The sequence below is a fragment of the Kitasatospora sp. NPDC090091 genome (assembly GCF_044747365.1).
Classification (GTDB): Bacteria; Actinomycetota; Actinomycetes; order Streptomycetales; family Streptomycetaceae; genus Kitasatospora.
The window spans coordinates 465,667-479,584 of the sequence record NZ_JBIVDY010000002.1; the positions used below are offsets into that span (position 1 = coordinate 465,667).

A 13,918-nucleotide genomic window follows, 5' to 3' on the forward strand; every position below is an offset into this window, starting at 1 on the left:
GGTCACCCGATCTTCAGCGGCTTGATCTCGGTGGCCTGGTCGATGTCCGAGGAGCGGACCACCACCGAGACCACCCAGTTGCCGGGCAGCGGCAGCTGCGCGGTGCCGCTCCAGCGGCCGGTGCCCTCGGGGGCCAGCGTGACCGGCAGCGGGCCGAGGTCGCGGTCCGGGAGGGTGAAGGCGAGCTGCACCTCGGGCACCTCGACCGGCCGGCCGTCGGCCCCGTCCAGCTTCAGGTGCACCTCGTTGGGGCCGGTCCGGGCCGGGTTGAGGGTGACCGTCGCGGTGCCCTTGGCGTTCGGGGTGCGGCCCTTGGTGTCGTACGGGAGCTTGAGCTCCAGGGTCTGGCCGGGCACGGTCGGCGCGGGCACGCCCGGGGCCGGTGCGCCGGCGGCCGGACCGGCCGGCGCCCCCGCCGAGACCTCGTCCGCCACCCGTCCGGGCGGGGAGTTGGTGAGCATCGTGGTGACCACCAGCACGGCCACCGCGGCCAGTGCCTCGACCAGCACCGAGCGGCGCAGCCCGGCCCGGGTCGGGGTGAGTCCGCGGTCGCGGCCGGCGTTCGCCCGGGCGGTCTGCTGGCGGGCCAGCTGGGCCTGCCGGACCGGGTCGTCGGAGTGCCGGGCGGCGACGGCGGCCGGCTCCGGCGCCTCGACCTCGACCGGCTCGACCGCGGCCGCCTCGTCCGGGGCGGACCGCAGCCGGGCCAGCCAGGAGCGGGAGATCCAGGCGACGCCGAGCATCGCGACCACGCAGCCGGTCTTCACCAGCAGCAGTCGCCCGTACTCGGTGCCGGTCAGCGCGCCCCAGCTGCCGAGGCCGCGCCAGGACTGGTAGAGGCCGGTGGCGGTGAGCACCGCGACCGCTCCGAAGGCGACCTTGGAGAAGCGGTCGGCGACCTCCGCGCCGATCCCGTGCCGCAGGCCGACCAGCATCGTGGCCAGGCCGCCCAGCCAGAGCGCCATCGCGACCAGGTGCAGCATGCCGAGCGGCAGCGCCAGCCAGACCTGGATGCCCACCGAGGCGTGGTCGGCGCCGGCCCAGGTGGCCGACAGGGCGGTGGCCAGCACCAGCCCGGCCACGCCGAGGCCGAGCCGGGCCTCGCGCTCCGGCCGCTCGGCGGCGCGCCGCTCCAGCTCGCGCAGCTCGGCCTCCTCGGCCGCCTCCGCATCGACGTGCTCGGCCTTCGCAGCCTCCGCCTCCGCGCCGGGCCCCGCCCCGGCGCCCGGGGCCGTCGGCTGCGCCGGCTGCCCGAGCTGGCCGACCAGCAGGGAGAGGAAGACACCGCTCGCCGCGAGCAGCAGCAGCCGGGCCGCGAGCGCCGTGCCGATCCGCTCGTCCAGGGTGGTGCGCACCAGCGACAGGTCGAAGGCCTGCCCCACGCCCGAGCCGCGCTCGTACGGCCCGCGCAGCATCAGCACCGCGACGGTGGAGACCAGCAGGGCCACCCACCCGGTCATCAGCAGCCGCTGCACCGGGCGCCGGGCCGCCCCGCCGGGCCAGCAGATCAGCACGAACGCGGCGGTGCCGGCCAGCAGCGCGAACGCCCCGTACGCCACCGCCCGGCCGGTGCCGTAGAGCGCGGCGACGACGTCGTCGGCCTCGGCGCCGCTCAGCGCGGTGGCGGAGACCGAGGTGTCCGAGGGGGCGCCGACCGAGAAGGTGAAGGCGCCGCCGATCGGGTGCGAGTCCTCGGAGACGGCGCGCCAGGCCACCGTGTAGGTGCCGCCGGCGAGTCCGGCGTTCAGCCCGACCCGGGCGGTGTTGTCCTTGCCGTCCGCGTGCGCCGGGTTGCCGGTGTCGACGGCCTTGCCGGCCGGGTCGAGCACCCGCACCGAGTCGCCGGAGAGCGAGACGGCCTCGCTGAAGGTCAGCGTGACGGCCTGCGGCGCGGTGGCGAGGACGGAGTTCTGCGCCGGGTCGGTGGACTGCAGGGTGGCGTGCGCGGCGGCCGGTCCGGCGCCGGCGAGCATCAGTGCGAGCACGGCGCCGAGGACGCCGAGCAGCCCGGCGAGTCGGCGGCGGGTGGTCTGCGGCAACGCGGCCTTCAGCATCTGGCGGATCCTTACTGCTGGCCGGGGCGGTAGGTGAGCTCCTTGACCGGCACCTTGACCGAAATGGTGCCGGACTTCGCGAAGGTCAGGTCCAGCTCGACCTCGTCACCGAGGGCGGGGGCCTTCTGCCATCCCATGATCATGAGGTGGTTGCCGCCGCGGGCGAGCTGCAACGCACCGTGCGCCGGGACGTCCATCCGCGCGACCTGCTCCATGGTGGAGGCGGTGGAACGGTGCATGGTGATCGAACCGGCGCCGGGGCTGGAGACGCCGACCAGCTCGTCCCGGCCGCCGTCGTTGCGCACGGTCAGGTAGCCGGCCGCCGTGCCGCCGGCCGGCGGGAGCGGGATGTAGGAGTCCGCGACGGTCAGCCGGGCCGGCCCGTCGGCGGCGCCGTCCTGGCCGCCCGCACCGCAGGCGACCAGGATGGCGCCGCCGCCCAGTGCCGTCGCCAGCACCGCCCCCGCGAGCGCGGTCCGCCGGAAGCCGGCGGGCCCGCCGGTGCCCTTCACGCCGCGACCCCCTGGGCGAGCAGCGGCAGGTCGTGCTCGTAGGTCTTCTCCTCGGTGCCGCTGAGGTAGAGGACGTGGGCCTTGTCGTCGGACGGGAGGAAGGCCAGCACCTGCGCGCCGTGGGTGGAGGTGACGGTGCCGTCGGCGTTGACCACCGGGTCCTCGATCATGATGCCGAGCGACTTGGCGGCGGCCTTCACCTTGGCGAGGTCACCGGTGAGGCCTATGAAGTCGCCGCCCATCGAGTCCAGCCAGGTGCGCAGCACCTGCGGGGTGTCGCGCTGCGGGTCGGTGGAGACGAAGACGACGTCGACCTTCTGCCGCTCCTCGGGGGAGAGCTTCTTCATCGCCACACCGATGTCGCCCATCGTGGTGGGGCAGACGTCCGGGCAGCTGGTGTAGCCGAAGAACAGCAGGGTGGACCGGCCCTTGGTCTTCTGGCGCAGGTCGAACGGCCGGCCCGAGGTGTCGGTCAGCTGCAGCTCGGGCTTGTCGAAGTGCTTGCTGAGCACGGTGCCGTCGTAGGGCGAGTCGGCCTTCTGCTGGGTGACCTTGGCCGGGCTGCCGCTGCCGCCGCCGGAGCCGCAGGCGGTCAGCGTGAGGGCGGCGGCGAGCACGACGGCGGCGGCGCCGGCCAGGCGGGCGGTACGGGCGGTGCGGGGCATGGGGGATCCGATCGTGCGCGGTGGACCACCGGCGGGGCCGTACCCGGGCACGGGTACGGCGGCGGGTACGGCCCCGCCGGTGCGGAGGGTCAGGAGGCGTTGCGGCGGCGCAGGCCGAGGACGCCGACGGCGGCGCCGATCACGCCGACCACGATGCCGACCACGCCGAGGACGCGGGCGGTCGAGTCGCTCGTCTTGGCCGAGGAGTCGGCGGCCTGCTCCTTGGCGGCGCTGTCGCCGTGCCCGTGGCCGTCGGCGGCGGGCGAGGCGGTGGCGGTGGCGGTGGCGCCGTGGCCGTCGCTGGAGGTGGCCTTGGTGAGGGTCAGCACGGGGGCGGGCTTGGCCGGCTCGGGCTGGCCGTCCTTGGCCTCGTCGATCCAGCGGACGACGTCGCCGTTGTCGTAGCTCTGCAGCGCCTTGAAGATCAGCTTGTCGGTGTCGGTCGGCAGCGGGCCGAGCGAGACGCGGAACTCCTGGAACTGGCCGGGGGCGATCTTGGTGCCCGCGTCGGCGGTCCAGGTGATCTTGGAGACGGCCTCGTTGACGTCGTTGCCGTGCACCTTGATCGGCTTGTCGAGCTTGGACTTCTCGACGGTCGCGGTCCAGCCCGGCATCGGCAGGGTGCGGACCGAGGCCAGCGGGTGGTCCAGCGGGAGGTTGACCTCCAGCTTCACCGTGGAGGCGGTGTCGTTCTCGTTCGGCACCCGGAAGTCGACGGCGGTGTAGCCGCCCTGCTGGGCGTTGCCCGGCTGGACGGTCACGTGCGCGGAGGCGGGACCGGCCAGCAGCACGACCGAGGCGGCGGCGGTGAGGGCGACGGCGGCGATACGGCGGGTGGGAAGGGAACGCATGGTTTCTGGGTCTCCGTTCGGAGGGTCGGCGGCGGGCCCGCTCCCGGGCACGGGTGGTCCGTGACCCGGCGGGGCCGGGCAGCGCGGGGAAGGGGACGGGTACGGCCGCGGACCGCGCGGATGCGCGGCGACGGCCCGGCTGCCGCGTACGCCCGGAGCCCGGCCCGTGGGGAACCGGGGGCGGGGTCAGTACGCGAGCGCCCCGAACGGCGGTCCCCGCCGCACCACGCTGTGCCGCAGTGCGGCACCGGCCGGCAGCGGGCCCTCCCCGCCGCGTGCCCCGAACCGGCGGACCGGTCCGGGCGTGCCGAGCAGGCCGCCGAGCAGGGCGGCGGCCAGGGCGAACGCGGTCCGCAGCGGAGCCGCCCAGTGCTCGCGGGCGGCGGTGGCGGCGATCCGCACCAGCCGCCAGAGTGCAGCCTCGCCGCGCCGCAGCCACCAGCCGGCCACCAGGGCGGCGGCGAGGTGGCCCGCGAGCATCGACGGCGTCAGGCCGAACAGGCCGGCCTGCCACCAGGGCGCGGCGGCGAAGGCGCTCGGGTCCAGACCCGCTCCGGCGACCAACTGCTCGGCGGTCGGGCCGCCGGACAGTCCGGCCAGGGTGCCGGGGGCGGACTCGTTGCAGATCAGCCGGCCGGCCACCTCGGGCAGGGTCAGCGGCCCGGAGCCCGAGGCGCCGTGGTGCAACCCGGCCACCGCGGCACCGTGGCCGCCGAAGGCGTGGAAGAGGCAGTGCAGGCCGAGCTGGCCGGCGCCGAGCACCCCGGCGATGGCGCCGAGCGAGCGCTCCCGCCCGCCGAGGGCCACCGCGAGCACCAGGACGGCCGCGAAGCCCGCCGCCAGCGTGGTCGGGGCGACGTTCCCGCCCCCGGCCAGCGCGTGCCCGGCGGCCGCGATCAGCGTGCAGACCAGCGCGAACGGCACGGCCCGCGCAAGCCGCAGGTCCCAGGCGGCGGCCCCGACCGGCGCGTCCGGTGCTGGGGCGCCCGGGTGCGGGGCGGCGGCGTGGGCAGTCATGGCGGGGCCCATCATCTCATCGCCCACCGGACCGGCACGGGCAGGGTGGGAAACGCGACGGCTTGTCCGACGAATGCCCCGTTCGGCCCCGGCGTGCGGTTGCGCGTGTGCGCCGCTCGGCACAGAGCACGGTCCCAGTCCATCCGCCGAACGAGCGGTAGCCGGCCTCCGGCACGGTTCATCCCGGAATCGCCCGGAGATACCTCGCTATATGTGGAGCCGCAGCCAGGAGGGACCTCCCGTGGACATCTGGTGGACTCTGCACCTCAAGCGCGACCCGGCCAGCGTCCCGCTGGCCCGGCGCATCCTGCTCGGTGCGATGGCGACGGCGGGCGTCGACCCACAGGTCGCCCACGACCTCGGCCTCGCCCTCAGCGAGGCCTGCGCCAACGCCGTGGAGCACGGCGCCGGGGGTCGGCCGGACGAGGGCTTCCAGGTCAGCGCGTCGATCAGCGGGGACCTGCTGCGGATCGAGGTGACCGACTCCGGCCCCGGGCTCGCCGTGCCCGCTGCCCCGGCCGTGCCGTCGCTGCGGCGCCCGCCCGCCCCGCCGGCCCGCCCCGCGCCGGCCGGGCACCGCCCGCGCCGCAGCCGGCGCGGCCGCGCCAGCATCCCCGGGCCGGTGCTCACCGGCCACCGGCCCCGCCGCGAGGCCCGCCCCTACGACACCCATGTGCTGCCGTGCCGCCCGCCGGCCCCCACACTGCGCCCGGTGGACCTCGACACCCTGCCCGACCTCACCGCGGAGTCCGGCCGGGGCCTCTTCCTGATCCACGCCCTCACCGACCACGTGCAGCTGCGCAACCACCCGCTCCGCGGTGCGATCGTCAGCTTCGACAAGGTCCTCAAGTGGCAGGACGGCGCCCTGCTGCGGGCCTGCTGAGCGGACCGGCGTACGGAAGAAGGGGTACGGGCAGTGTGCCCGTACCCCTTCGTCAGCTTCTCGGTCGGCCGACCGCTACCGGTCTCAGCTGTGCGAACCGGCCTTGCGGCGGCGCAGGACGACGAGCGTCCCGGCACCCGCGGCGAGCACGGCGGCGCCGCCGACGGCGATCGGGAGGGTGTTGGAGCTGCTACCGGTCTCCGCCAGGTGCGGGCCCGCCGCCGGCGAGGTGGAGGCCGAGCCGGAGGCCTTGGCGGTGGTGGACGGAGCGGTGTCGGCGACCTTGAAGAGCTCGTCGACCCGGTGGTCACCGAAGTACTCGTGGCAGCCGTTGGTGAGGGTGCTGCCCGGCACGTTCTTGCTGGGGATGGTCTCGGAGGTGCCGCGCAGCTCGGCGAAGTAGTCGGCACTGCGGGCCTTGCCGGTCGCCTTGAGGCGCACCTGGAGGGTGAGCTTCGCGCCCTTGGCGATCTTGAAGTCGCCGAGGTTGACCAGCATGTAGACCGGGTTGGACTGCTCGACGGCCTTCCAGTCGCCGCCCGGCAGCTTCGCCTCGATGGTGAAGGCCTCCTTGATCGAGGCGGACGGGACCCCGGCCCCCTCCTCCTGGATGTCGGTGGCGAAGAGGAAGGCGTTGAACTTCTGCAGGTCGACCGGGCTGGTGTTCTCGAAGGTCACCGAGAGCTCCTGGGCCGGGCCGCCCTTGACCAGGGTGGTGCCCGCCAGGCCGGAGCCGGTGGCCTTGATCTCGTCCTCGCGGAAGCCGCCCGGGCAGTTGCCGCCCACGCTCGGGCTCGGGACCGGCACGGTCGGACGGACGGTCGGCTTGGCCGTGGTGGCGGAGGCCGACGCGCTCGGGGAGGCCGTCGTGGTGGGCTTGGCCGTGGCGGTGGCCGAGGGGGAGGCCGAGCCGGTCGCCGACGGGGTGGCGGACGGCGTGCCCGACGGGGTGGCGGTGGCCGAGCTGGTGGCCGTCGGGGTCGGCGAGACAGCGGCCGCGCCGGCGGTGGCCGTGCCGACGGTCGCGCCGAGGGAGAGCGCGAGCAGCGAGGACGCGGCCAGCAGGCGGGAAGTACGCACGTTCTTTGCCCCCATTAGGTGAATTCTGTCTGAATACGGGCGACTTGATGCCTGGTGTGATCACCGGCGGGTCGCAGGAGCGGCACCTTATCGGGGCGCCGGCGACGGGTTTCGGCCGGGGTGGCCGAGACGGCTCGGCGGCGGTCCTACGCTGGCGCGATGGGTGTGGGCGAGTGGGATCTGCGGCGGCTGCGGGTGCTGCGGGCGGTGGACGAGTGCGGCACGGTGACCGGCGCGGCCGAGCGGCTCCGCCTCTCCCCGTCGGCGGTCTCCCAGCAGGTGTCGGCGCTGGCGAGGCAGCTGGGTGCGCCGATGCTGGAGCCGTACGGGCGGCGGGTCCGGCTGACCCCGGCGGCGCGCCTGGTGCTGCGCCACGCGGAGCTGGTGTTCGGGCAGTTGGAGCGGGCCGAGGCCGAATTCGCCGGCTACCTGCACGGCGAGGCCGGCGAGGTGCGGGTGGGCGCGTTCGCCACCGCGATCGCCGGGCTGCTCGTCCCGGCGATCGCCCGGCTGCGGGAGTCCGCACCGCGACTGGCGGTCCGGGTGGTGGAGGCCGAGGCGGCCGGGGCGTACGGGCTGCTGGCGGCGGGCGAGGTCGACCTGGCGCTGTCGCTGGCCGTCCAGCCGGGCGGCGGCGATCCGCGCTTCGTCCAGTCGGTGCTGCTCAGCGACCCGCTGGACGTCGCGCTGCCGCCCGGCCACCCGCTGGCCGGCGTGCCGGGGCTGCGGCTGTCCGACCTCGCCGCCGAGCCGTGGATCTACGGCGCCGCCGGGCCGTGGCGGGAGATCACCCTGGCGGCCTGTGCGGACGCCGGGTTCGTGCCGGAGCGGGCCCACACCGCGGCGGACTGGACGGCGATCCTGGCGATGGTCGGGGCGGGCCTCGGGGTGGCGCTGGTGCCCCGGCTGGCCTCGGCACGCCGCGGCGGCGGGGCGGTGGTGCGGGCGCTGCCCGCCGACCTGCCGACCCGCCGGGTGGTGGCGGCGGTCCGGAGCGGGACGGAGGGGACGCCGCCGCTGCGCCGGGTGCTGGACGCGCTGGCCGAGGTGGCCACGACCGTTCAGCCGGACTGAACGTTTTGCTCAATTCTTTGTGATGGACCTGACCGATCGGGCGGAGCCATCGTGGAGGCATGGCCTTCGAGACGCTTTCCGACGCAGACGCCCCGCCCTACGCGGGCGGCAACCCGTACGCCGACTACCGCGCCGGCGACTACGCCTTCACCACCCTGACCGACCTGGCCGACCGCCGGCTCGGCGGCGCCGTGATCGCCGCCAACGACGAGCTCTTCGCCGAGCGGGAGAACCTGCTGCTCCCCGAGCCCGCCGAGTTCCGCCCGCACACCTTCGGGAACAAGGGCCAGATCATGGACGGCTGGGAGACCCGCCGGCGGCGCGGCGCCGGCACCGGCCGCCCGCACCCGGCGGCCGACGACCACGACTGGGCGCTGGTCCGGCTCGGGGTGCCGGGCGTGGTGCGCGGCGTGATCGTCGACACCGCGCACTTCCGCGGCAACCACCCGCAGCAGATCGCCGTCGAGGGCGCCGAGCTCCCCGGCACCCCGGGTCCGGAGGAACTGCTCGCCGACTCCACCGTCTGGCACCCGCTGGTGCCCCGCTCGCCGGTGCGCGGCCACGCCGCCAACGGCTTCACCGTCGAGGACGGCCGCCGCTTCACCCACCTGCGGCTCAGCCAGTACCCCGACGGCGGCATCGCCCGGCTCCGGGTGCACGGCGAGGCCCGGCCGGACACCGCCTGGCTGGCCGCGCTCGGCACCTTCGACCTGGCCGCGATCGAGAACGGCGGCGCGGTCGAGGACGCCTCGGACCGCTTCTTCTCGCCCCCGGCCAACCTCGCGCTGCCCGGCCGGTCACGGGCGATGGGCGACGGGTGGGAGAACCGGCGGCGGCGCGACGACGGCCACGACTGGGTCCGGCTGCGGCTGGCCGGGCGCGGCGCGGTCCGGGCCGTCGAGATCGACACCGGCTACTACGTCGGCAACGCGGCCGGCTGGGCCGCGCTGTACGGGCGGGACGAGCGGGCCGCCGACCCGCAGGAGTGGTTCGAGCTGGTCCCGCGGACGCGGCTGCAGCCCGACGCCGTCCACCGCCTGGTCCTGGACGCGCCCCGGCCCGCCACCCACGTCCGGCTGGACGTCTTCCCCGACGGCGGCATCGCCCGGCTGCGGCTGCACGGCAGCCTGGTCTGAGGCAACCTCGAACGGGGCCGGCCGGTCCGTCGGAACGCCCCGCCGGAGCGCCCCGCCCCGCCCCGCCGGCCCCGTTGGAGCGGCCCGGCCGCCCCGCCGGCCTCCGGTTGCCGCGGCCCGGGGGCGGCCGGACGATGGGGGGATGATGCACCAGATGCGAGCCGAGTACGGCGACGGCGGCCCGGCCGCCGGGGTGAAGCTCTGGCACATGGTCCGCGGCACCGAGGCCGTCGCCATGTGCGGCCGGGAGCTGGCGGACGACGCGCCGGTGCGGGAGGCGACGGACTGGGGCAAGACCGCCGAACTCTGCTGCCACACCTGCGGCGCGTACTACCTGCGCGAGACGCCGTACCTGGCCACCGAGCACCCCTGAACAGCGACTTCCCCCTGAACAGCGACTCCCCGGCCACCGGCGCCCCGGGGCGCCCGCGGCCGGACGCCGGTTCCCGGGCGACACCCGCCGCCGGCCGTCGGTGAACCCGGACTACCGTGGCCGGTATGGACGAACCCCTTGTCAGCCCGCGGTCGTTGGCCCGTGAGGCCGCCGCCCTGCGAGCCGCCCCCGACCTCGCCGGCCACGTCGACCGGCTCTGCACCCGGATCGAACGGGTCGACCCGCTGATCCACGCCTTCGTGCCCGAGCCCGGCCGGCCCGCCCGGCTGCACGCCGAGGCCCGGGCGCTGGCCGCGCGCCACCCCGACCCGGCCGCCGCACCGCCGCTCTACGGCGTGGCGGTCGGCGTCAAGGACATCGTCCACGTCGACGGCCTGCCCACCCACGCCGGCTCGGCGCTGCCCCCCGGCGTGCTGGCCGGGCCGCAGGCCGTGGTGGTCGACCGGCTGCGGGCCGCCGGCGCGCTGGTGGCCGGCAAGACGGTCACCGCCGAGTTCGCCGGCAGCGCCCCGGGCCCGACCCGCAACCCGCACCACCCCGGCCACACCCCGGGCGGATCCAGCAGCGGTTCGGCCGCGGCCGTCGCGGCCGGGCTGGTGCCGCTGGCGATCGGCACCCAGACCATCGGCTCGGTGGTCCGGCCCGCCGCCTACTGCGGTGTGGTCGGCTTCCGGCCGACCTTCGGACGGATCCCGGTGGACGGGGTGGTCCCGCACACGCCGAGCTACGACACCCTGGGCCTGTTCACCGCCGACCTGGCCGGTGCGGCGCTGGCGGCGCCCCTGCTCTGCGACCACTGGCGCGCCGGGGCGGCCGAACCGGTCGGCCCGGCGGGCGCGGCGCCCGTCCTCGGCGTGCCGGTCGGCCGCTACCTGGACCGGGCCACGCCGGAGGCGGTGAAGGCCTTCGAGGAGCAGCTGACGCGGCTGGCGGCGGCCGGTCTGACGGTGCGCCGGATCGACCTGCTGCCCGACTTCGAGTCGGTGCTGCGGCAGGTGCACACGATCAACCGGTTCGAGCTGGCCCGCACCCACGCCGACTGGTTCGCCCGCTTCGCCGGCCTCTACCGGCCGGAGACGGCGGCCGGCATCCGGCAGGGCCAGGCGGTGGCCCCGGAGGACTACGCGGCGGCGCTGCGCGCCCGCGAGCACCTGCGTGACCGCGTCGCCGAGGAGCGCGAACGGGCCGGGGTGGACCTGCTGGTGGCGCCGTCCGCGACCGGGCCGGCCCCGTCCGGCCTGGCCGCCACCGGGGACGTGGTGATGTCGCTGCCGTGGAGCCACCTCGGGCTGCCCGCGCTCAGCCTGCCGGCCGGGACGACGGCGGACGGCCTGCCACTGGGGCTGCAGGTGGTCGGCGCCGCCGGGGCCGACGAGCGGCTGCTGGCCCAGGCGGCCCTGCTGGAAGCGGTGTTGGGCGCAAGGGAGTAGGGCAGTCGGCCGGTCCGGCCGGGGGATAACCCCCGCCCGTACCGGCCGGGCCGCCGCACTGCGCCGGACCCCCTCGGAACGGAAGCCTGGGGGCATGACGAAAACGCCCGCCGCCGGCCGCCCGGACCGCCCCGGCCGCCCCGCGCACCGGCCCCTCCACCGGTCCGCGCTCCGCACCGTCCCCGGCTCCGCCACCCGCCCCGACTCCCGCCGGGGAGCGTGGCTCTGATGCTGTTCTCCTACGCGCTCCAGAGCCTGCGCACCCGCCGGGCGAGCTTCGCGGGCGCCTTCGTCGCGCTGTTCTTCGCCGCCCTCACCGTCACCGCCTGCGGCACCCTGCTGGAGACCGGCCTGCGCGGCGAGGTCCGTGCCGAGCGGCTCGCCGGCACGCCGGTCGTGGTGGCCGGCGACCAGCAGGTGCACAAGACCATCGTCAAGGACAAGGGCAACGGGAAGACCAAGACCAAGGAGAAGGCCAAGCCGCTCGCCGAACGGGTCTGGCTGCCCGAGGAGTTGACGGCCCGGATCGCCGCGCTGCCGGGCGTGCGGGCGGCCGTGCCCGAGCTCGACTTCCCGGCCCGCACGGTGGCCGCCGGCGGGCGGTCCGGCGACGACCGCCCGTCGTACGGGCACTCCTGGGAGTCCGCCGCGCTGACCCCGTTCACCCTGGCCGAGGGCCGGGAGCCGGCCGCGGCCGACGAGCTGGTGCTGGACACCGGCGCGGCGGCCCGGGCCGGGCTGCACGTCGGCGACCGGGTGACCGTCCGCGCCACCCAGGCCCCAGCCGAGTACCGGATCACCGGCCTCGCCGCCCCGCGCGGCGTCGAACTCGCCGAGCAGAGCGCGCTGTTCTTCAGCCCGGCCGAAGCGCGCCGGCTGGCCGGCCACCCCGGCCGGGTCAGCGCGATCGGCGTGCTGCCCGCGCCCGGCACCGACGCCGCCGCGCTGGCGGGCCGGCTGGCACCGGTGCTGGCCGGCAGCGGCGCCGTCGTCCACCGCGGCGCCGACCGCGGCCTCGCGGAGTTCCCGGACGCGGCGAACGCCCGGGTGAAGCTGGTCAGCATGGGCGCCGCGATCGGCGGCACCGCGTTGCTGGTCGCCGTGCTGGTGGTCAGCGGCACCTTCGCCCTGACGATCCAGCAGCGCAGCCGCGAGATCGCGCTGCTGCGGGCGGTGGCGGCGACGCCGGGCCAGGTGCGGCGGCTGCTCGGCCGCGAGGCCCTGCTGCTCGGCCTGGCCGGCGGGGTGCTGGGCTCGCTCGCCGGCCTGCCGGCCGGACGCGAGCTGTACGAGGGCTTCGTCGACCTCGGCGCGGTGCCGGGCACGCTGAACCTCGCGCAGAGCGTCTTCCCGATGGCCGTCGGCGTGCTGGCGGCGCTCTTCGGCGGCTGGGCCGCCGCCCGGATCTCCGCCCGCCGGGTCTCCCGGATCCGCCCCGGCCAGGCGCTGGCGGAGGCGGCCGTGGAGGTGCGCACCGGCGGCTGGATCCGCACGGTGGCGGGGCTGGTGGCCCTGGCCGGCGGCGTCACCCTGGTCGCCGTCCTGTCGGCGCTGGACACCGAGAAGGCCGCCACCCCGGTCACCTTCGCCACCGTGCTGGTGCTGGCGATCGCGGTGTCGCTGCTCGGGCCGGTGCTGGCCCGGGTCGCCGCCGCGGTCATCGGCGGGGTGCTGCGGCTCTCCCGGGTGAGCGGGCACCTGGCCGCCGCCAACCTGCGCGCCGAGGCCCGCCGGACGGGTGCGGTGGCCGCGCCGCTGGCCCTGCTCACCGCGATGGTCTGCACGGTCCTGTTCACCCAGGCCACGCTCGACGGTGCGGCCGGCCGGCAGGCCGAGGAGGGCGTCCGGGCCCCCTGGACGCTGGCCGCGAGCGCACCGGGCGTGCCCGGTGAGGCGGCGCAGGCGGTCCGGGCGCTGCCCGGGGTGACGGCGGCGACCGAGGTGGTCCGCAGCTCGGTCCGGATCGATCTGGAGAAGTACTCCGCGCAGGGCGTCAGCACCGCGGGCCTGACCGCGGCGTGGGACCCGCGGGTGACGGCCGGCACGCTGGCCGGCTTCGGCGACGGCGACCTCGCGGTCAGCGAGACGGCGGCCGGCGCACTCGGGGTGCACCCGGGCTCGGTGGTCCGGCTGACCCTCGGCGACGGCACCCCGGCCGAGCTGACCGTCCGGGCCGTCTACGCCCGCGGCCTCGGCTTCGGCGACCTGACCCTCTCGCACGCGCTGCTGGCCCGGCACGTGGACGACCCGCTGGCCGCGGCCGTCCTGGTCGCCGCCGACGGCAGCGTCACCCGGGAGCGGCTGACCGCGGCGGTGGCCGGCTACCCCGGCGTGCGGGTGCTGGACCGGGCGCAGGCCGGGGAGATCGCGGCCGAGGGCCGGCGCACCGGCGCCGAGGTCAACCTCCTGGGCATGGGCCTGGTCCTGGGCTTCGCCGCGATCTCCGTGGTCAACACGCTGGCGATGGCCACGGCGGACCGGCGGCGGGAGTTCGCCCTGCTCCGGCTGGCCGGCACCACCCGGCGCCAGATCCTGCGGATGCTGCGCCTGGAGGCGGCGGCGGTGGCGGTCACCGGGGCGGTGCTCGGCACGGCGATCGCGGGCGCGGTGCTGACCGCTTTCAGCGTGGGGATGACCGGGGCGGCCGAGCTCGCCTGGCCGTGGGCGGACTACGCCGGGGTGCTGGCGGTGACGGCGGTGCTGGCCCTGGCCGCGACGGCGCTGCCGGGCCGGGCGGCCCTGCGCGGCCCGGCCCTGGCGGCCCGGGGATAGGGCCCGTCCCGCGGGACCTCCGCCCGGCGGGCGGGCGGCGATACCCTGGC

Annotated in this window: 13 protein-coding genes; 7 read left to right on the top strand and 6 right to left on the bottom strand. The window is 76.7% G+C overall.

The window, feature by feature from the left end; genetic code table 11:
• Positions 1 to 2: 2 nt before the first annotated feature.
• The 5 genes from ACIPSC_RS05040 to ACIPSC_RS05060 all read right to left on the bottom strand — a co-directional run bounded on the left by ACIPSC_RS05040 (position 3) and on the right by ACIPSC_RS05060 (position 5,099).
• Positions 3 to 2,054, bottom strand: coding sequence for a FixH family protein (locus tag ACIPSC_RS05040; RefSeq protein WP_400823066.1), 2,052 nt, complete (start codon positions 2,052 to 2,054; stop codon positions 3 to 5).
• A gap of 11 nt (positions 2,055 to 2,065) precedes the next feature.
• Positions 2,066 to 2,566, bottom strand: a complete 501-nt coding sequence (locus tag ACIPSC_RS05045) for a copper chaperone PCu(A)C (RefSeq protein ID WP_400823069.1) — start codon at positions 2,564 to 2,566, stop codon at positions 2,066 to 2,068.
• Complete coding sequence (locus tag ACIPSC_RS05050; RefSeq protein ID WP_400823071.1) at positions 2,563 to 3,231, bottom strand: SCO family protein; 669 nt, start codon at positions 3,229 to 3,231, stop codon at positions 2,563 to 2,565. Before ACIPSC_RS05050 ends, ACIPSC_RS05045 begins: the two co-directional genes overlap by 4 nt.
• A gap of 89 nt (positions 3,232 to 3,320) precedes the next feature.
• Complete coding sequence (locus ACIPSC_RS05055; RefSeq protein ID WP_400823074.1) at positions 3,321 to 4,082, bottom strand: YcnI family protein; 762 nt, start codon at positions 4,080 to 4,082, stop codon at positions 3,321 to 3,323.
• Between the two features lie 186 nt (positions 4,083 to 4,268).
• Positions 4,269 to 5,099: a hypothetical protein gene (locus ACIPSC_RS05060; protein ID WP_400823077.1), complete on the bottom strand. Its 831-nt coding sequence runs from the start codon at positions 5,097 to 5,099 to the stop codon at positions 4,269 to 4,271.
• 241 nt (positions 5,100 to 5,340) lie between these two features.
• Here ACIPSC_RS05060 and ACIPSC_RS05065 point away from each other — a divergent pair, with 241 nt between their 5' ends.
• Positions 5,341 to 5,982, top strand: a complete 642-nt coding sequence (locus ACIPSC_RS05065; protein ID WP_400823079.1) for an ATP-binding protein — start codon at positions 5,341 to 5,343, stop codon at positions 5,980 to 5,982.
• Positions 5,983 to 6,066: 84 nt separating this feature from the next.
• Here ACIPSC_RS05065 and ACIPSC_RS05070 read toward each other — a convergent pair whose 3' ends face one another.
• Complete coding sequence (locus ACIPSC_RS05070) at positions 6,067 to 7,062, bottom strand: LAETG motif-containing sortase-dependent surface protein (RefSeq protein ID WP_400823082.1); 996 nt, start codon at positions 7,060 to 7,062, stop codon at positions 6,067 to 6,069.
• Between the two features lie 165 nt (positions 7,063 to 7,227).
• On the opposite strand from ACIPSC_RS05070, the gene ACIPSC_RS05075 reads away from it, so the two are divergent.
• The 6 genes from ACIPSC_RS05075 (at position 7,228) to ACIPSC_RS05100 (ending at position 13,868) form a co-directional block, all read left to right on the top strand.
• The gene (locus ACIPSC_RS05075; protein WP_400823351.1) at positions 7,228 to 8,136 is read left to right on the top strand and encodes a LysR family transcriptional regulator; all 909 of its coding nucleotides are present in this window, start codon (positions 7,228 to 7,230) and stop codon (positions 8,134 to 8,136) included.
• A 59-nt stretch (positions 8,137 to 8,195) separates the two neighbouring features.
• A complete protein-coding gene (gene alc, locus ACIPSC_RS05080) occupies positions 8,196 to 9,272 on the top strand; it encodes an allantoicase (RefSeq protein WP_400823085.1) in 1,077 nt (358 codons plus the stop codon).
• Between the two features lie 154 nt (positions 9,273 to 9,426).
• Positions 9,427 to 9,645, top strand: coding sequence for a hypothetical protein (locus ACIPSC_RS05085; protein ID WP_400823088.1), 219 nt, complete (start codon positions 9,427 to 9,429; stop codon positions 9,643 to 9,645).
• A 125-nt stretch (positions 9,646 to 9,770) separates the two neighbouring features.
• Entirely contained in the window at positions 9,771 to 11,096 is a 1,326-nt protein-coding gene (locus ACIPSC_RS05090) for an amidase (protein ID WP_400823091.1), read from the top strand.
• Between the two features lie 94 nt (positions 11,097 to 11,190).
• Complete coding sequence (locus tag ACIPSC_RS05095) at positions 11,191 to 11,325, top strand: hypothetical protein (RefSeq protein WP_400823093.1); 135 nt, start codon at positions 11,191 to 11,193, stop codon at positions 11,323 to 11,325.
• Positions 11,325 to 13,868: an FtsX-like permease family protein gene (locus ACIPSC_RS05100; RefSeq protein WP_400823095.1), complete on the top strand. Its 2,544-nt coding sequence runs from the start codon at positions 11,325 to 11,327 to the stop codon at positions 13,866 to 13,868. The genes ACIPSC_RS05095 and ACIPSC_RS05100 overlap by 1 nt, the downstream gene beginning before the upstream one ends.
• Positions 13,869 to 13,918 lie beyond the last annotated feature (50 nt).

Bases quoted from the DNA above. Each gene is read 5' to 3' on its own strand.
- ACIPSC_RS05040 (WP_400823066.1), bottom strand. From the start codon at position 2,054: ATGCTGAAGGCCGCGTTGCCGCAGACCACCCGCCGCCGACTCGCCGGG.
- ACIPSC_RS05050 (WP_400823071.1), bottom strand. From the start codon at position 3,231: ATGCCCCGCACCGCCCGTACCGCCCGCCTGGCCGGCGCCGCCGCCGTC.
- ACIPSC_RS05055 (WP_400823074.1), bottom strand. From the start codon at position 4,082: ATGCGTTCCCTTCCCACCCGCCGTATCGCCGCCGTCGCCCTCACCGCC.
- ACIPSC_RS05060 (WP_400823077.1), bottom strand. From the start codon at position 5,099: ATGACTGCCCACGCCGCCGCCCCGCACCCGGGCGCCCCAGCACCGGAC.
- alc (WP_400823085.1), top strand. From the start codon at position 8,196: ATGGCCTTCGAGACGCTTTCCGACGCAGACGCCCCGCCCTACGCGGGC.
- ACIPSC_RS05085 (WP_400823088.1), top strand. From the start codon at position 9,427: ATGCGAGCCGAGTACGGCGACGGCGGCCCGGCCGCCGGGGTGAAGCTC.
- ACIPSC_RS05090 (WP_400823091.1), top strand. From the start codon at position 9,771: ATGGACGAACCCCTTGTCAGCCCGCGGTCGTTGGCCCGTGAGGCCGCC.
- ACIPSC_RS05095 (WP_400823093.1), top strand. From the start codon at position 11,191: ATGACGAAAACGCCCGCCGCCGGCCGCCCGGACCGCCCCGGCCGCCCC.
- ACIPSC_RS05100 (WP_400823095.1), top strand. From the start codon at position 11,325: ATGCTGTTCTCCTACGCGCTCCAGAGCCTGCGCACCCGCCGGGCGAGC.